Raw genomic sequence first — 17,906 nt, 5'->3', positions numbered from 1 at the left:
ACTTGAACAGGTTCTCGAAGTAGCCGTGGTCCCACGTGATCGGATCGTTGGTCCAGGCGCCCTCGAGCCCGCTGCTGATCGTATCGCCGGCTTTGCCGCTGCCATAGCTGCTCTTCCAGCCAAGGCCTTGCTCCTCGATGCTGGCACCCTCGGGTTCGGGACCTTTGTACTGGTCCGCGGCAGCACCATGGGTTTTGCCGAACGTGTGTCCGCCGGCAATGAGCGCAACCGTTTCCTCGTCGTTCATCGCCATGCGGCGGAACGTTTCTCGAATGTCCTTTGCTGCAGCGAGCGGATCTGGGTTACCGTTCGGCCCCTCCGGATTGACGTAGATCAGGCCCATCTGAACGGCGCCGAGGGGATTCGCCAGCTCCCGGTCGCCGCTGTAGCGCTCGTCGCCGAGCCACTCCCGCTCCGGGCCCCAGTAGACGTCCTCCTCGGGCGCCCAGATGTCCTCGCGGCCGCCGCCGAAGCCGAAGGTCTTGAAGCCCATCGTCTCCAGGGCGCGGTTTCCGGTGAAGATCAGAAGGTCGGCCCACGAGATCTTCCGGCCGTACTTCTGCTTGATCGGCCAGAGCAGCTGGCGCGCCTTGTCGAGGTTCACGTTGTCGGGCCAGCTGTTGAGGGGGGCGAAGCGCTGGTTACCGCTGCCGCCGCCGCCACGGCCGTCGGCGATGCGGTACGTACCTGCGGCGTGCCACGTCATCCGGATGAAGAGCGGTCCGTAGTGGCCGTAGTCGGCCGGCCACCAGTCCTGCGACTGGGTCATCAGCGCATCGACGTCCTTCGCCAGGGCTTCGAAGTCGAGGCTCTTGAACTCCTCGGCGTAGTCGAACTCCTCGCCGTTGGGATCTGCCCGGGGGTGGTTCTGGCCGAGGATCCGCAGGTTCAATTGGTTCGGCCACCAGTGTTGGTTCGCTGTGCCGCCAACGGCCTGGTGAGTGGTGCCCATCACCGGGCACTTGCTTTGTTCGCTCGTCATAATCTCTCCAATCGTGTTCTGCATTTCTTTTTCAAACATATCCGGCAGCCATGGAAGATCTCGAAGACCTGGGTGGTTTCCTTTTTTGAGGGCTTCCTCATCCCAGGACTTGGGGCCGCCCGATCTCAAGCTGCGAGGTTGTTCAGCTACTGTCTTTGAGTTCCACAATGGTCTCCTGAACTGAGCAGTTCGATGAGTAAACATCAATTTAGAATCATTCTAGAATGAAAATATAACCGCTGGCCGGGCCGCTGTCAAACACCTGCATTGACCGCCAGTCGGGGCCTGTGTAGGGTAAGCTCGGCCGTTTGAGGAGACAAGCATTGTCAAAGAAAACCAGCCAACCGGACTTCGAAAAAGCCCTCGCGGAACTAGAGTCACTGGTCGAAAACCTTGAACGAGGCGAACTGCCCCTGGAAGAGACGCTCAAGCAATTCGAGCGCGGTATCGAACTGACGCGTAACTGCCAGAAAGCATTGCAAGCGGCGGAGCAGCGGGTGGAAATTCTGCTGGCGGGCAGCGAGACGGAAACCACCGAGCCCTACGACGAAGCTGGCGAATAACGGACCCCAATGAACGAACCGCCCCTGACCAGCCTCATCGAGGGCTATCGCCTGCGCGTCGAAAACGCGCTGGAGCAATACCTGCCGCCGGTGAGCGAACCGCCGGAGCGGTTGCACGCGGCAATGCGTTACGCGGTGCTTGGCGGCGGTAAGCGCATCAGGCCGCTACAGGTATACCTGACCGGCGAATCGCTGGGGATCGAACTGTCGGTACTCGACGGGCCGGCCTGCGCCGTGGAAATGATCCACGCTTATTCGCTGATCCACGATGACCTGCCAGCGATGGACGATGACGATTTCCGCCGCGGCAAACCCACCTTGCATCGCGCTTACGATGAAGCGACCGCGATCCTCGCCGGCGACGCCTTGCAGGTTCTCGCGTTCAGCGTACTTTCCCGCCCCGGCCCGGGCCCGAGCGACACCCGGAGCAAGCTGGCGATCATCCGGTGCCTCGCCGAGGCCGCGGGTACTTCGGGCATGGCCGGTGGCCAGATCGTCGATATCGAGGCGACCGGGAAAGTGCTCAGTCTAGGAGAACTGGAGCAAATGCATTTGCTGAAAACCGGTCGCCTGATCCAGGCCTGCGTCAAAATGGCCGCGCTTTGCTGTCCCGGACTACCCGCCGAGGTGGCACAGGGACTGGCGCAGTATGGCCGCGATATCGGGCTGGCGTTCCAGATCAAGGACGATATTCTCGATGTGGTCGGCGACAGCCGGACCCTGGGAAAAACGGCCGGGGCGGACCAGGCGTTGGAAAAGGCGACTTATCCGGCTCTGGTTGGCCTGGAAGCTGCGGAAAGCAAGGCGGCCGACCTCGCCAGCAGCGCCTGTGCCGCACTCGAACCCATGGGCAGCAAGGCCGACAGGCTCAAGGAACTGGCCGAGTACATCGTCAGCCGGCAACGCTAAGCGACTGCTGTGTCGAGATAGTGTTTGTATACCACGGGACAACTGCCGGATAATCGGCCCAGCCCGGCCGAAAGGCCCCCACAGAACCGGCGACGGAAACGATTAACCCATGAGCGCTGCAGACCAACAACCGTTGTTGTCGCGGATAGACGATCCGTCCGTGTTGCGCGGCCTGTCCGCCGATGAATTACAGACGCTGACCGACGAGCTGCGCGCCTATCTGATCGACACCGTCAGCACCATGGGCGGGCATTTTGCAGCCGGCCTCGGCACGGTCGAGTTGACGGTCGCCCTGCACCACGTTTTCAACACGCCGCACGACCGGCTGGTCTGGGATGTCGGTCATCAGGCCTACCCGCACAAAGTGCTGACCGGCCGGCGCGATCTGCTGCATACGATAAAAACAGAAGGCGGCCTGGCGCCGTTCCCGAAACGCGAAGAGAGCGAGTACGACACTTTCGGGGGCGGTCATGCCAGCACCTCGATCAGCGCTGCCCTGGGGATGGCGATCGCGAATGCGCACCAAAAAGGGGATCGCCGGGTGGTCGCCGTGATCGGCGATGGCGCACTCAGCGGCGGCATGGCCTTCGAAGCGATGAACCACGCCGGGTCGCTGGACATCGATCTGCTGGTCATCCTCAATGACAACGACATGTCCATATCCGAGAACGTCGGCGCGATGTCCAACTACCTGGCGCGAATATTGTCGGGCCGAATTTATTCACACCTGCGCGAGGGCAGCAAAAAAGTGCTGGAACGAATGCCGACGGTCTGGGAACTGGCCAGGCGGTCCGAAGAACATTTCAAGGGCATGGTGTTGCCAGGCACGCTGTTCGAGGAAATGGGACTGAATTTTATCGGGCCGATCGATGGCCACGATCTGCCGACCCTGATTTCCACGCTAAGAAACATTCGCGATCTCAAAGGCCCGCAGTTTCTGCACATCGTCACCCGCAAGGGCAAAGGCTATGAACCGGCCGAGGCAGACCCGATCACCTGGCACGGACCCGGGCCGTTCGATGCCGCGACCGGCGTGTTCCACAAAAAGCCGGCGCCGGGAGCGACCTATTCGAAAATTTTTGGCGACTGGTTGTGCGATATGGCGGAACAGGACGAGCGGGTAATCGGCATCACGCCGGCGATGCGCGAAGGATCGGGCATGGTCGAATTCGAAAGACGCTTCCCCGACCGTTATTTCGATGTGGCGATTGCCGAGCAACACGCCATCACGCTCGCGGCCGGCATGGCCTGCGAAGGACTAAAGCCCGTCGTCGCGATCTATTCCACATTTCTGCAACGCGGCTATGACCAGCTAATTCACGACGTCGCGTTGCAAAAGCTGCCGGTGCTGTTCGCGATCGACCGCGCCGGCCTGGTCGGCAGCGATGGCGCGACCCACCAGGGCAGTTTTGATTTCAGCTATATGCGCGCCATTCCCAACCTGGTACTGATGGCGCCGGCCGATGAGAACGAATGCCGCCAGATGCTCTATACCGGCATCACCCTCGACCAGCCGGCAGCCGTCAGATACCCGCGAGGCAACGGTCCCGGGGTCGACGTCGAGCAAGAAATGCGGGCGCTGCCGATCGGCAAGGCGCAGATCAGGCGCGAGGGCAAAAACCTGGTCATCATGTCCTTCGGCGCCATGCTGGAAACAGCGATGTTTGCCGGCGCGGAACTCAATGCCACGGTCGTCAACATGCGCTTCGTCAAACCACTGGACGAAGAACTGATCCTGACAATGGCGAAGACCCATGGCGGCATCATCACCCTGGAAGAAAACGTGATTGCCGGCGGTGCGGGCAGCGCGGTGGCCGAACTGCTGGCCACGCATGCAGTGCAGATTCCCCTGCTGCACCTGGGGATACCCGATGCTTTCATCGAGCACGGCTCGCAGGAGAGCTGCCGCCGCGACGCCGGTCTGGACAGAGAAAGCGTGCTGCGCGGGATCCGGCGCTGGTGGCCCACCGAAACAAAGGCGCAGAGCCTGTAGCCCGCCGTCGCCAGGATACCGGGAAATCCCTCCTGACAAGGACTATACTGACCTGCTTAACCCAAATGCGGACCAGCCCGAAGAAATGAACAAAGCAGAAACAAGCATGGCCAGAGAAGAACAGAAGCACGAAACCGGTGCGATCGAGGACGTGCAAGGCAGCGCGGATCTGCGACAAATCCCGATCAACAAGGTCGGCATCAAGGATATTTACCACCCGGTCATCGTCGGCGATCGCTCCGGCCGCGAACAACACACGATTGCCAATTTCAATATGTACGTGAACCTGCCGCACAATTTCAAGGGCACGCACATGTCGCGATTCGTAGAGATCCTGAACCTGCACGAACGTGAAATTACGGTCAAGTCATTCAAGGAGATGCTCAGCGAACTGACCGACAGGCTGGACGCCGATGCCGGTCACATAGAAATGAGTTTCCCCTATTTCGTCAACAAGACTGCGCCCGTATCCGGTGTACAAAGCCTGCTCGATTATCAAGTAACCTTTGCCGGGGAACGCCGCGACGGAAAAAACAGCATCTGGATCAAGGTGGTGGTCCCGGTTACCTCTTTGTGCCCATGCTCGAAAAGCATTTCAGATCGCGGCGCTCACAACCAGCGCTCACACGTAACCATCAACGCGCGCATCGAAGGATTCATGTGGCTCGAAGAGCTGATCGACCTCGCCGAAAGCGAGGCATCCTGCCAACTTTACGGAATCCTGAAGCGCCCCGACGAAAAATACGTTACCGAGAAAGCCTACGACAACCCCAAGTTCGTCGAAGACATGGTCCGCGATATCGCCGCCCGGCTGAATGCCGATGATCGCGTACGCGCCTACGTCATCGAATCTGAAAACTTCGAGTCAATCCACAACCACTCGGCTTACGCACTGATCGAGTACGACAAGGACTAGCAGCCTGTCCCCAGCACCACCATCGAAGCATCAAAGCTAACAGTTGACGGGGGCCGCAATCTCCCAGCACCTTTTTGTGGGACTCTGATTTACCCACAGCTCGATTCGGAACGAAGTTTATCTGTAGCCTGCATGTCACCATCGCCAATCCAAGCATCAACGCCGACCGTTGTGGGACGCTGGTTTACCCACAGCTCGATTCGGAACGCAGTTCATCTAGCAGTGGGTAAACCAGCGGCCCGCAACCCCCCGATCTACAGACGGACCCCATTCCCAATACCACCATCACCCATCAAAGCATCAACGCCAACTATCGCGGGAAGCTGATTCCAGCGCTGAATTGAGTTCGATGAGCAGGGGATCAGGTCTGGGCGGTGCCGGAGCGCTGCAGGCGCTCGATCATATTCTGCAAGAACACCCTGACGAAACGTAACTGGGTAGAAGACGAAACCTGCTCGAGCAGCGTCGAGCTGACCCGAAGGACAATGACTTCGCCATCCGACCTGATGGTCGCCGTGCGTTTCGCGTTCTGCACATAGCTGGTCTCGCCAAAACACTCGCCGGCACCGAGCATGCCGACTTTCTCACCATTGTGCACGACATGCACATTGCCGGCCACGATGATATAGAAACGATCGTCGGCCTCGCCCTCGCGGACAATCTCCTCGTCAGCAGGCCATTCCCGCCAGTCGCTGGCGCGCAGGACTTCCCATATTTCCGAATGCGAAAATTCATGGAAAAATCGCAACCGGCGCAAGATATCGAAACGCTCCCGCTGATCGATGGCAGCCTGCTGGCTCCTCAGTTTCTGGAATACCCGAGTCAGGTCAGCGGCAAAACTGGTGCCGTTGGCATAGCGTTTTCCGGGATCTTTGTGCATGGCCTTCGTACAGATCCGCTCGAGGTCTTCCGGGATATCCGGACGCAATTTGTGGATCGGCTCCGGCGTCGCATAAACAATCTGGTGCAACAGCTTTGCCAGGCTGCTCGCGCGATACGGCCTGAACCCGGTCAACATTTCGTACATCATGGCGCCCAGCGAATACACATCCGAAACGGAAGTGATTTCCTCGCCCTGGACCTGCTCGGGCGACATGTAACTCGGCGATCCGGCGATGCCCTCGATCCGCGATACCTCGGAATCGGCGACCAGCGCGATGCCGAAGTCGATGATCCGGACATCGCTTTCCGTATTCAGCATGATGTTGCTGGGTTTGATGTCGCGATGAATAACGCCACGGGTATGCGCGTAATGCAGCGCTTTGGCGCACTTGTAAATTATCTCGACGACGTCGTCGATGCGCAGCAGGTTGTCGGGTTTGCAGTAGGCGGACAAGGTACGCCCGCCATGGATGTGTTCGGTAACGACGTAGTAGCGGCCGTTTTCTTCGCCGGCGTCGTAAATAGGGAGGATATTCGGGTGTTGCAGCATACCCACCATGTGGGCTTCGCTGAGAAACATTTTGCGAGCCATGTCGGCATCGGTATCGTCACCCCCGGCTGCGCTGTTGTAAACCTTGATCGCGACATCTCGCCCGTAATAAGGGTCATGCGAAAGATATACGGTGCCGGTACTTCCCTTGCCGACTTCATTGATGATCGCGTATTTGCCAATCTTTTCAGGTAGGTTCGCCGGCGTTGGAAACTTGCTTATGGTTTTCATTTTTACGGTTTTGTTCGACATTATTGGCAAAATCCGTCATGTCAGCAGACCCCGCGCCGCCAAAATGGCCGCTGCGCTAAAAAAGCCCGCTACAATGTCGTCGAGCATAATGCCGAAACCCCCGCCAATTCTGTGATCCACCTCTCGGATCGGCCACGGTTTTACAATATCCAATACCCTGAACAGCAAAAACCCGGCGACGATCCAGATCCATCCCGGCGGCGCCGCCAGCATGGTCAGGAAGTAGCCGCAGATCTCATCCCAGACGATGGCCTGATGGTCGTGCTGGCCCAGTTTGCGGGCGCTGGCATGGCAGACCCAGATACCCAGACCGATCATCGCGACCACCAGGATCGACCGCTGCAAGACCCCGGGCAGCAATTGCCTGGCGCCAAGCTCCAGCAACACGGCAAGCAAGGTTCCCGCCGTGCCCGGGGCATACGGAAGCAGGCCGGCGCCAAAGCCCATGGCGACGAAATGCACCGGATCTTTCAGGACGCCCGGGCCTGGCCGTGTCTGGTTCATTGCTTACCCCGCGAAATGACCAAAGCCCGTGTGGTCCAGTGAGACCGGTTGATCGTTATAGAAAATTTCGATGTGCTCACCCTCCGTGGTCTGGCCGATCCGGGTGAGCCGGATATCCAGCTCGCTTGCCAGGCGCTCCAGTTTTTGCTGCTTGTGGTCGGCTATCGTGAAACAAAGTTGATAATCATCGCCCGCGCCGGCCGCCATTTTTACGGTTTGCTCATGGTCGGCAAACTTGCGCAGGGTTTCACATAGCGGCAGATCTTCGAGCTGCAATTTTGCCCCCAGGCGACTGGCTCGCAAAACGTGAGCCAGGTCGCGGACCAGCCCGTCCGATATATCGATGGCGGCGCTTGCCAACTTACGTAATGCCTTGCCGAGTGCAAGCTGCGCCGCGGGCCGCCAGAATCTGGCTGCTAGACCCGCGAGATCGACAGCGGGTTCCGCATGCTCCAGGCCTCGTATCCAGGCCGCCGCCGCACCCAGGTCTCCGCTGACATAAATGGCATCGCCCGCAGCCGCGCCGCTGCGCAACAGCGCCTGTCCTTGCGGCACGGAACCGATGACCTGGATGGTGCAAGCGAGCGGGCCGCAGCAGGTGTCGCCGCCGACCAGGGCGATATTCGCCTCCGCGGCACATTCGCGCAGCCCGCTGCTAAAAGCCTGCAGCCAGTCCTCGTCCACGCTCGGCATGGTCAGCGCCAGCGTAAACCACAGCGGGTCGGCGCCCATTGCAGCCAGGTCACTGAGGTTGACCGCCAGGCACCGATAACCCAGATCGGCCGCGTGGCGGCTGCCATGTTGTTTCGGGAAATGCACGCCGTCGATAAGCGTGTCGCAACTGACCACGATTTCATCGGCGTGGTCTGGCGCGCGCAGCACCGCACCGTCATCGCCGATGCCAGTCCTAACACCCCGGCCATCCGCAAAGCCCTGGCGGAAATACCGTTCGATGATCTCGGATTCGCCGGTCACAGCTTGCCCCGCTCAGTCCTTTTTCTTGTCCGGGGCATGCGCTCTCATGGTTTTCCACTCACCGGTAACAGCGGTCCTGAGATCCTTGGCCGCCTTGTCGAGTACCGCATTGACGTAACGGTGACCGTTTTCCGCGCCAAATTTCTTGCTCAACTCCACAGCCTCGTTGATCACCACGGCGTGAGGCACTTCGAGGTGGTCGCGAAGCTCGAACAGGCCCACCCAGAGTATCGCGTGTTCAACCGGGGTCAGCTGATCGAGATCCCGGTCCGCGTACTTCGCCAGGAGAATGTTCAACGACTCGCTGTCGCTGGTTATTTCCAGCAGCAGTTCCTTGAAATAGGCGGCATCGGTGCGTTCGAAATCCCGATCCTCGCTGTAATACTTATAGATATCTTCCACAGGCTCGCCGGCAAGCTGCCAGGAATAAAGAGCCTGCAATGCAAGCCGCCGGGCGCGACTGCGCCGGTGCCTCGCGCGCACCTCGGTGTGGCTGGACATTTCTCAGGCTTCCAGCTTGCGCAAAAGACTGGCCATCTCGATTGCAGCCAACGCGGCATCGGAACCTTTATTGCCGGCCTTGGTTCCGGCTCTCTCGAGCGCCTGTTCAATCGTATCGACGGTCAGGATACCAAAACCGATCGGCACGCCATGGCGGGTACTGACCCGGCTGACCGCTTGCGCGCATTCGCCGGCGACATAATCGAAATGCGGCGTCGCTCCACGGATCACCGCGGCCAATGCCACGATGGCGTCGTGTTGCTGGCTGGCGGCTATTTTTTCGAGCGCCAGCCCCATCTCGACTGCGCCGGGGACCCGCACCAGGGTGATATTCCGGTCGCTGGCGCCGTGGCTAATTAAACTATCCAGCGCCCCTTTAATCAGGCTCTCGACCACCAGCTCGTTAAATCGCGCGGCGACGATCGCAACCCGCAAGTCGCTCGCGTTCAGATCGCCTCGAATTGTTTTTATGTTTTGCATGTCTGGTCCCGCGTCGTGTTGCCATAGTTTAATCCTTGCCCGGGAGCCTGCTCGTCATCGACATAGCCGACTATTTCCAGGCCAAAACCGGACAAGCCATGCAACTGACGCGGTGCACTCATCACCCGCATCTTGCTCACCCCGAGATCCCGCAGAATCTGGGCGCCGGTGCCATAGGTACGCAGGACCCGGCTGCTGCCCGCCGGTTTGTCCGGCTCGGGTTTACCGATATTGCGTAAAGTCTCGATGATCGCGCCGGGATCCTCGCCATGACGCAGTATCACCAGCACGCCGCTGCCTTCGCGGGCGATCCTTTCCATCGCCGATGGCAACGGCCAGCCGAATTCGCGACCGGTGAGACCCACCACATCGCCAAGGCTGTCCTGCAAATGCACCCGGACCAAGGTAGGCTGGTCGCCGCCGATCTCTCCCTTGATCAGCGCGAAATGCACATTGCGGTTCACGTGGTCTTCGTAGCAGACCATCAGGAAATCGCCGTGACTGGTTTGTACCTGGCGCTCCAGGATGCGCTCGATCGAATGTTCGGTGCGCAACCGATAGCTGATCAGGTCGGCGATGGTTCCCATCTTGAGTTGATGCTCGCCGGCGAATTTTTCCAGATCCGGCCGCCGCGCCATGCTGCCGTCGTCGTTCAGTATCTCGACGATGACGGCGCTGGGATCGAGACCGGCAAGACGGGCAAGGTCACAACCGGCTTCGGTATGCCCCGCGCGGTTAAGGACTCCGCCAGGTTGCGCCATGATCGGGAAAATATGGCCGGGCTGCCGCAGGTCGTCCGGCTTGGCGTCCGGGCTGACCGCGGCCTTGATCGTCTGCGCGCGGTCATGCGCCGAAATACCCGTGGTCACACCTTCGGCCGCTTCGATCGACAAGGTGAAATTGGTGCCGTGCCTGCCATCGGTTTCGCTGACCATCAGCGGCAGGCGCAATTGCTGGCAGCGTTGCCGGTTCAACGTCAGGCAGATCAGGCCGCGGCCGTACCTGGCCATGAAATTGATGTCCTCCGGACGCACCAGGCTCGCAGCCATCAACAAATCGCCCTCGTTTTCGCGATCCTCATCGTCGACGATAACGACCATCCGGCCTGCTTGCAGATCCTCGAGAATTTCTTCAATACTGTTCATATGCCCCGGTCCCCGCCCATCAGGCGATCGATATATCTTGCCACCAAATCCACTTCCAGGTTGACCTCGGTACCGCCACGATACCGCCCCATTGTAGTCGCCTCCAGCGTATGCGGGACAACATTGATTGTAAAACCGCTGTCGCTAACCCGGTTGACGGTGAGGCTGACCCCGTCTATACAAATCGACCCTTTCGCCGCGACGAAACGCGCAACGCTCTCCGGCAGGGAAAAAGTCATCACCACCGAGCGCGCATCGTCGCGCCGGCCGAGCAATTTGCCGACCGCATCGACATGCCCGCTGACCAGGTGACCCCCCAGCGCATCGCCGAGGCAAAGCGCTTTTTCCAGGTTGACCGGATCGCCGGCCCGTTTCCGGCCCAAGGCGCTGCAGGCCAGGGTTTCCGTGGACAGATCGGCGACAAAACTGTGCTCGTTCACCGTGGTTGCGGTCAGGCATACGCCATCGACGGCAATGCTGTCGCCGATCGCAACCTGGTCCAGCCCCAGCCCGGGGGCGTTTATCTCGAGCATCAGGTCGCCGCCTTTGGGCTGGCGCGACTTGATGGACCCGATGGCCTGGATGACTCCACTGAACATGAACTACCCGCTATCGTCCCGGTGTTTGACCGTGAAAAGCAGTCGCAGATCGGCGCCCATCATGCGCAGGTCCTTGCGCTCGAACTGGATGCGCTGATTCATTTTGACTAAGCCGGGAATCGCAAACATCCCGCGGCCCTCGTCGCCCATGACGTGGCTCGCTTGGTAAACCAGCAATTCATCGAGCAGCTTTGCGGCCAGCAACGCGCCGTTGAGCAGCGGCCCCGCCTCGACCATGACTTCGTTGATTTGCCGTTTCCCGAGTTCGAGCATCAACTGGCGCAGGTCTACCTTGCCATCGGGTCTGGGCGCCAAACCCAGCACCTCGATCCCGCGATCCTGGTAGGCGCCCGCCAGCGGTATCTTGTCAGCGGTTGTCACCAGCAATCGCGGTCCATCCAGGTTCAGGCATTTCGCATCGACCGGTACCCGCAGCCCGCTGTCCACGATGACCCGAAGAGGCTGGCGTTCCTCGCCTGCCAGCCGTTGATTCAACGACGGGTTATCGGCGATTACCGTGCCGCTGCCGCTGAGGACTGCACAACTTTGTGCCCGCCAGTGCTGTACATCCTGGCGCGCCGCCTCCCCGGTTATCCACTGGCTCTCCCCGCTGGCCATCGCCGTGCGCCCATCGAGACTGGTCGCCAGCTTGGAGCGGACAAACGGCAGGCCGCTGCGCATCCGTTTGTTGAACCCCGGATTGATCGCTTCGGCCACCGCCGCCATCAAACCGGTCTCGACGACGATGCCGGCTTTTTCAAGATCGGCTATACCGCGACCATCGACCTGCGGGTTGGGGTCGCGCTGCGCCACGACCACCCTGGCCACGCCGGCTTCGACCAGCGCCTGGCTGCACGGCGGGGTCCGGCCGTGATGGCTGCACGGTTCCAGCGTCAGGTAAACCTCCGCGCCGCGAGCCTGCTCGCCGGCCTTCGCGAGCGCCGTCAGCTCGGCATGCGGCCCGCCGGTTTTCTTATGCCAGCCCCTGCCAACAATCTGCCCGTCGCGAACCAGCACGCAACCGACCCGCGGGTTGGGCGGCGTCGAATACAGTCCGCGGCGGGCAAGCCGAACGGCGAGGGCCATGTAGCGGTTGTCGATGGCTTTGCTCATTTCTTTTTCTTGTCGTTCGGCAGCAGCGACATCTGCTCGCGTTCGAATTCGGCTGACGGCATCAGTTGCAGACGCTCGATCTCCTCGCGAAAAGCGTCGACGTCCTGGAAACTGCGGTACACCGAGGCGAAGCGCACATAGGCCACCTGGTCTAGCTGATGCAATTCGCGCATGACCGCCTCGCCAAGCTGCCCCGCCGGAATTTCCCGCTCGCCCTGGGTTGCCAGGGCATGCACGATACGCTGCACCGCGGCCTCGATGTCTTCGCTGCTGACCGGCCTCTTCTCCAGCGCCTTGAGCATGCCCTGGCGCAGCTTCGCTTCGTCGAAAGGCTGGCGGCTTTGATCCCGCTTGACGATCCTCGGCATCACCAGTTCGGCCGATTCGAAAGTCGTAAAACGCTCGGCACAACCCAGGCATTCGCGTCTGCGCCTGATCTGACGGCCATCGCCGGCCAGCCGGGAATCGATGACCTTGGTCTCTTCGTGGGCACAAAAGGGACAATGCATAGCGGAAACCGTCAGGCGACCCTGCCGTTAAGCCGACTCTGCGGCGCGATAGACCGGGAACCGGGTACACAGCGCCAGCACCTCGTTCCGCACCCTTTCTATCGTGCCGTTATTGTCCAGATCGTCGAGCACATCGGCAATCCAGTTGCTCAGCTTTTCGATTTCCGGCTGGCCAAAACCACGGGTCGTTACCGCCGGCGTTCCCAGGCGCAAGCCGCTGGTGACGAACGGCGAACGCGGATCGTTCGGCACGGCGTTCTTGTTGACCGTAATATTGGCCCGCCCCAACGCGGCGTCCGCATCCTTGCCGGTAATGTCCTTGTCGATCAGGTCAACCAGGAACAAATGATTGTCGGTGCCGCCCGAAACGACCTTGTAGCCACGATCCATCAAGATCCGGGCCATCAGCCTGGCGTTTTCCACGACCTGCTCCTGGTAAACCCTGAAATCAGGCTGCATGGCTTCCTTCAACGCGACCGCCTTGGCCGCGATCACGTGCATCAACGGGCCGCCCTGAGTTCCTGGAAAAACCAGCGAGTTGATTTTTTTGGTCAGCTCCGCATTCTCGCGGGCCATGATCAGGCCACCGCGCGGACCGCGCAAGGTCTTGTGCGTCGTCGTCGTCGTGATATCGGCGATCGGCACCGGGTTCGGGTAAAGACCCGCGGCGACCAGGCCGGCGACATGCGCCATGTCGACAAAAAGATAGGCGCCGACCTCATCGGCAATGGCCCGGAAACGCTCCCAATCCACGATCCGCGAATAGGCGGAAAATCCGGCGACCACGACCTTGGGCCGGTGCTCTTTGGCCAGGTCCTCGACCTGCCGGTAATCGATCTCGCCGGTCGCCACGTCCAGGCCGTATTGGACGGCATTGAACACCTTGCCGGAAAAATTTACCTTCGAGCCGTGCGTCAGATGGCCACCGTGGGCCAGGCTCATGCCGAGCAGCGTCTCGCCGGGGTCCATCATCGCCAGGTAAGCCGCGATGTTGGCGCTGGACCCGGAATGCGGCTGCACATTGGCATAGCTGGCTGCAAACAGCTCTTTGGCCCGGTCTATCGCCAGCGCCTCGGCGACATCGACATTCTCGCAGCCGCCGTAATACCGTTTCTTGGGATAGCCCTCGGCGTACTTGTTGGTCAACACGCTGCCCTGCGCCGCCAGCACCCGCGGACTGGCGTAATTTTCCGAGGCGATCAACTCGATATGCTCTTCCTGGCGGCGACGCTCAGCCTCGATGGACTGATACAGCTCGTCATCAAAACCCGCGATCGTCATTTCCTTGCTGAACATCGCATTCCTTTTGTCATTTTGCCGCGGGGGTCCGCGCAAAACGCTTATTGTACCGTCGCGGCTTAAGCTACCGCCATAAACTCTTTGACGACGCGGCTCCAGCCAGCGGCCAGGTTTGCCCGGTTGTAGCCACCTCCTCCCAGGGCCAGCACCTTGCCGCCGGCGAACCGGCAAAGCCGGGTAGCGGCATGACCGTGCGCTGCCGGCGTATAGCGAAGATTGGTGATCGGGTCGCCGGCCAGGCTGTCCGCACCGCATTGCAAAATGACAAATTGCGGGTCGTGCCGTTCGAGGAACTCCTCAACCCGCGGCCAGGCAGCCATGAACTCCCGGTCCCCCGCGCCGGGCGCCATCGGGATATTGAGCTTGAACCCCTCGCCCGCGCCGGTGCCGGTTTCCGCGGCCGCACCGGTCCCCGGATAAAGATAGCGGCCGTCCTCGTGGAGATCGGCAAAAATGAGCCAAGGCTGGTCGGCAAATCCGTAATACACACCGTCACCGTGATGCGCGTCGATATCGACATAGGCGATGCGCTCGAAACCCCAGCGACTATGCAGTTGCTCGATCAACACCCCACAATCGTTAAACACGCAAAAACCGGCGGCCGATGTTCTCGAAGCGTGATGCAAGCCGGCGATGGGCACGAAACCCCGGTCCACTTCGCCCTCGATGATCGCGCGCGCCGCTTCGAGAACCGCACCCACCACACAGGCGGTAATCTCGTACATGCCCACAAATGACGGCGTATCGCCCAGGTCCAGATAACCGGCACCGGTTTTTGACAGCTCACGAACCTTCGCCAGGTAACCAGCGCTGTGAAAACTCCCCAGCTCATCGTCGCTGGCCTGGCGAATGGGCGTTCGCCGCAGACCATCCAGCAAACCCTGCCGCTCCAGCGCATCCACGAACACATCGTGGCGATCGTAGCCAAACGGATGGTCATCGCCAAAACCATAAGCGGCGATTTGCTCGCCGACCGCCAAGCCTACCCGCTTATCCATCGCTCACTCCCGCACATCCCACAGACACTGGCAACAACGCGCCCGATTGTCCATCGCAGCGTCAGGGCTGACCGGGGCTGCCGTCTACCAGTATTGTTTTGTGGGCCGCTGTATTACCCACAGCTCGATTCGGAACGAAGTTCATCTAGCAGTGGGTAATACAGCGGCCCGCGAAACTACAATCTCATGCCGACCGCAGCCCCCTATACGACCATCGCCCATCGAAACATCATCATTGCCACGACTCATTAACTGATTCTGCTTGGCTTATCCGGACAATCAACGGATAATCCGCGGCCGTCCGGCCAAACCCATAAAAGATGTAATGGCACAGTTTATTTACACCATGAACAAGGTGGCCAAGATCGTGCCACCCAAGCGCTTCATCCTGCGTGATATTTCCCTGAGCTTTTTCCCCGGCGCCAAGATCGGCGTTCTCGGTCTGAACGGCGCCGGAAAATCCACGCTGCTGCGAATCATGGCCGGACTCGATACGGAGTTCGAAGGCGAGGCGCGACCGCAACCCGGCATCAAGATCGGTTTCCTGCCACAGGAACCCCAACTCGATCCCGCCAAGGATGTCAGGGGAAATGTCGAAGAAGGCCTCAGCGAGATTACCGATGCCCAGGCGCGTCTCGACGAAATCTATGCCGCCTACGCCGAACCCGATGCAGATTTTGACAAACTGGCCGAAGAACAGGCGCAGCTGGAAAACGTTTTGCACGCCGATGACGGACACCACCTCGAGCGCACCCTGGAAATCGCGGCCGATGCCCTGAGGTTACCGCCGTGGGATGCCGATATCAGCAAGTTGTCCGGTGGCGAAATACGCCGCGTCGCCCTGTGCCGCCTGCTGCTCGCCAAGCCCGACATGCTGCTGCTCGATGAACCGACCAATCACCTCGATGCGGAATCGGTGGGCTGGCTGGAACGATTTCTCGAGGAGTATCCCGGCACCGTCATCGCCGTTACCCATGACCGGTATTTTCTCGACAATGTCGCCGGCTGGATACTCGAACTCGATCGCGGCTACGGCATTCCCTGGCAAGGCAATTACTCATCCTGGCTGGAACAGAAAGAAAAACGCCTGGCAATAGAAGAGAAAACCGAGTCGGCGCGCATCAAGACCATTAAACTGGAACTGGAATGGGTACGCACCAACCCCAAGGGCCGGCAGGCCAAAGCGAAAGCACGTCTGCAACGCTTCGAGGAACTATCGTCGCAAGAAACCCAAAAGCGTAACGAAACCAACCAGATCTATATCCCGCCCGGACCGCGGCTGGGCGACCTGGTGATCGAGGTCAAAGATCTGCGCAAGGCCTTTGGCGACAAGCTGCTGATCGACGGCCTGGACTTCAACCTGCCGCCCGGCGGCATCGTCGGCGTGATCGGGCCAAACGGCGCGGGCAAGACCACCTTGTTCCGGATGTTGATCGGCCAGGAAAAACCGGACTCCGGCACGATCCGTCTGGGCGAAACGGTGGAACTCGCCTACGTGGACCAGTCGCGCCAGCTCCTCGACGACAAAAAGACCGTCTGGCAGGAAATTTCCGACGGCCAGGACATAATCAAGGTCGGCAATTACGAGACGCCCTCGAGAGCCTATGTCGGCCACTTCAATTTTAAAGGGACCGGCCAGCAACAACATATCGGCGACCTGTCAGGCGGCGAACGCAACCGTGTCCACCTGGCCAAGCTGTTGCGATCCGGCGGCAACGTTTTGCTGCTCGATGAACCGACCAACGACCTCGATGTGGAGACGCTGCGTGCACTGGAAGAAGCGTTGCTCGCCTTCCCCGGTTGCGTGGTGGTGATATCGCATGACCGCTGGTTTCTCGATCGCATAGCGACCCACATCCTCGCCTTTGAGGGCAACAGCGAGGTGGTCTGGTTCACAGGCAACTATGCCGATTACGAACTGGACCTGAAACGGCGCAAGGGCGAAGAAGCCGCCCAACCGCATCGCATCAAGTATAAAAAACTGACAGGCTCCTAACGCGCGAACAGGTATTTTTCACGGCGCACGCGCGCGATCGGGAAGCCCAGCTCTTTCAGCCAGGCCAGGGCCTGATCGACCATGTCGGGATTGCCGCACAAATAAACAATGTCGCGCGCAGGATCCAGCTCCAGTTGCTGCATGCGAGCCTGAACATAGCCCTGGCACTCATGGTCGGCTAACTCATCCGGCATCTCGCGGCTGTAACAGGCATGGAAAGTAAAGCCCGGCAGCTTCTTCGCCAGCGCGAGGAAATCCTCGGCGTAGAGCGCTTCTTCACGACGCCAGGTACCCAGCAGCACATCGGCGGAAAATCCCCGCCCGATGCGTTCTTCGAGCAGCGGCAACATCGAACGGTACGGGGTAACGCCGGTGCCGGTCGCCACCAGCACATAGCGGGTCGGCTCCTCGTCTTTCAAAACGAAGCGGCCATACGGCCCACTGCCCTCGATCACATCGCCGGCAGACAAAGCGGACAAAAGCCGGGTCGCGCGGCCTCCTTCGACCGGCGACATGGCGATTTCCACGTAGTCGTCACCGGGTTTGTTGGCGATGCTGTAACTGCGATGGATTTTTTTGCCGTCGTTTTCGAAATGAATGTTGATGAACTGACCGGCCTGGTAGGTTAATTCCTCCCCGTCATCGCGGCTAAACACCAGGTGCAGGATGCTCGGGGTAACGTGGCGGGTTTCTAAAAGCCGCAATGGAAAAATCTTGAAAGCCATCTAGCCGGGGACCTG

18 protein-coding genes are annotated in these 17,906 nt (G+C 60.1%); 5 read left to right on the top strand and 13 right to left on the bottom strand.

Annotated features, from left to right (window positions below):
* A partial coding sequence (locus tag IIA05_09620) for a catalase-peroxidase (protein MCH9027360.1) occupies positions 1–982 on the bottom strand: 982 nt, incomplete at its 3' end.
* 323 nt (positions 983–1,305) lie between these two features.
* Between IIA05_09620 and xseB the strand changes: the two genes are divergently transcribed.
* The 4 genes from xseB to IIA05_09600 all read left to right on the top strand — a co-directional run bounded on the left by xseB (position 1,306) and on the right by IIA05_09600 (position 5,363).
* Positions 1,306–1,545 (top strand): exodeoxyribonuclease VII small subunit, encoded by a 240-nt coding sequence (gene xseB / locus IIA05_09615; protein MCH9027359.1) that lies wholly within the window; start codon positions 1,306–1,308, stop codon positions 1,543–1,545.
* Between the two features lie 9 nt (positions 1,546–1,554).
* Positions 1,555–2,454, top strand: coding sequence for a polyprenyl synthetase family protein (locus IIA05_09610; protein MCH9027358.1), 900 nt, complete (start codon positions 1,555–1,557; stop codon positions 2,452–2,454).
* A gap of 109 nt (positions 2,455–2,563) precedes the next feature.
* The gene (gene dxs, locus IIA05_09605; GenBank protein MCH9027357.1) at positions 2,564–4,447 is read left to right on the top strand and encodes a 1-deoxy-D-xylulose-5-phosphate synthase; all 1,884 of its coding nucleotides are present in this window, start codon (positions 2,564–2,566) and stop codon (positions 4,445–4,447) included.
* Positions 4,448–4,553: 106 nt separating this feature from the next.
* Entirely contained in the window at positions 4,554–5,363 is an 810-nt protein-coding gene (locus IIA05_09600) for a GTP cyclohydrolase I FolE2 (protein MCH9027356.1), read from the top strand.
* A 361-nt stretch (positions 5,364–5,724) separates the two neighbouring features.
* On the opposite strand, the gene IIA05_09595 is transcribed toward IIA05_09600, so the two are convergent.
* The 11 genes from IIA05_09595 to IIA05_09545 form a co-directional block, all read right to left on the bottom strand.
* Positions 5,725–7,026 (bottom strand): protein kinase, encoded by a 1,302-nt coding sequence (locus IIA05_09595; protein ID MCH9027355.1) that lies wholly within the window; start codon positions 7,024–7,026, stop codon positions 5,725–5,727.
* Between the two features lie 36 nt (positions 7,027–7,062).
* Complete coding sequence (locus IIA05_09590; protein MCH9027354.1) at positions 7,063–7,551, bottom strand: phosphatidylglycerophosphatase A; 489 nt, start codon at positions 7,549–7,551, stop codon at positions 7,063–7,065.
* Between the two features lie 3 nt (positions 7,552–7,554).
* Positions 7,555–8,526, bottom strand: a complete 972-nt coding sequence (thiL, locus tag IIA05_09585; GenBank protein MCH9027353.1) for a thiamine-phosphate kinase — start codon at positions 8,524–8,526, stop codon at positions 7,555–7,557.
* Between the two features lie 12 nt (positions 8,527–8,538).
* On the bottom strand, positions 8,539–9,027 hold the full coding sequence (gene nusB / locus IIA05_09580; GenBank protein ID MCH9027352.1) for a transcription antitermination factor NusB: 489 nt from the start codon (positions 9,025–9,027) through the stop codon (positions 8,539–8,541).
* Positions 9,028–9,030: 3 nt separating this feature from the next.
* On the bottom strand, positions 9,031–9,507 hold the full coding sequence (ribE, locus tag IIA05_09575) for a 6,7-dimethyl-8-ribityllumazine synthase (protein ID MCH9027351.1): 477 nt from the start codon (positions 9,505–9,507) through the stop codon (positions 9,031–9,033).
* Positions 9,495–10,652, bottom strand: coding sequence for a 3,4-dihydroxy-2-butanone-4-phosphate synthase (gene ribB / locus IIA05_09570; GenBank protein ID MCH9027350.1), 1,158 nt, complete (start codon positions 10,650–10,652; stop codon positions 9,495–9,497). The genes ribE and ribB overlap by 13 nt, the downstream gene beginning before the upstream one ends.
* A complete protein-coding gene (locus tag IIA05_09565; protein ID MCH9027349.1) occupies positions 10,649–11,251 on the bottom strand; it encodes a riboflavin synthase in 603 nt (200 codons plus the stop codon). The genes ribB and IIA05_09565 overlap by 4 nt, the downstream gene beginning before the upstream one ends.
* Before the next feature lie 3 nt (positions 11,252–11,254).
* Entirely contained in the window at positions 11,255–12,337 is a 1,083-nt protein-coding gene (gene ribD, locus IIA05_09560) for a bifunctional diaminohydroxyphosphoribosylaminopyrimidine deaminase/5-amino-6-(5-phosphoribosylamino)uracil reductase RibD (protein MCH9027348.1), read from the bottom strand.
* Positions 12,338–12,360: 23 nt separating this feature from the next.
* A complete protein-coding gene (gene nrdR, locus IIA05_09555; protein MCH9027347.1) occupies positions 12,361–12,873 on the bottom strand; it encodes a transcriptional regulator NrdR in 513 nt (170 codons plus the stop codon).
* A gap of 27 nt (positions 12,874–12,900) precedes the next feature.
* Positions 12,901–14,169, bottom strand: coding sequence for a serine hydroxymethyltransferase (locus tag IIA05_09550; protein ID MCH9027346.1), 1,269 nt, complete (start codon positions 14,167–14,169; stop codon positions 12,901–12,903).
* Between the two features lie 62 nt (positions 14,170–14,231).
* A complete protein-coding gene (locus IIA05_09545) occupies positions 14,232–15,170 on the bottom strand; it encodes an acetoin utilization protein AcuC (protein ID MCH9027345.1) in 939 nt (312 codons plus the stop codon).
* 325 nt (positions 15,171–15,495) lie between these two features.
* Between IIA05_09545 and ettA the strand changes: the two genes are divergently transcribed.
* Positions 15,496–17,166: an energy-dependent translational throttle protein EttA gene (ettA, locus tag IIA05_09540; protein ID MCH9027344.1), complete on the top strand. Its 1,671-nt coding sequence runs from the start codon at positions 15,496–15,498 to the stop codon at positions 17,164–17,166.
* Here the strand turns inward: ettA and IIA05_09535 are convergent.
* Positions 17,163–17,891: a ferredoxin--NADP reductase gene (locus IIA05_09535; protein ID MCH9027343.1), complete on the bottom strand. Its 729-nt coding sequence runs from the start codon at positions 17,889–17,891 to the stop codon at positions 17,163–17,165. The genes ettA and IIA05_09535 overlap by 4 nt on opposite strands.
* Positions 17,892–17,906 lie beyond the last annotated feature (15 nt).

The sequence above is a fragment of the Pseudomonadota bacterium genome, from assembly GCA_022572885.1.
GTDB lineage: Bacteria > Pseudomonadota > Gammaproteobacteria > Steroidobacterales > MnTg04 > MnTg04.
This window is presented reverse-complemented; position numbering and strand designations above follow the sequence as displayed.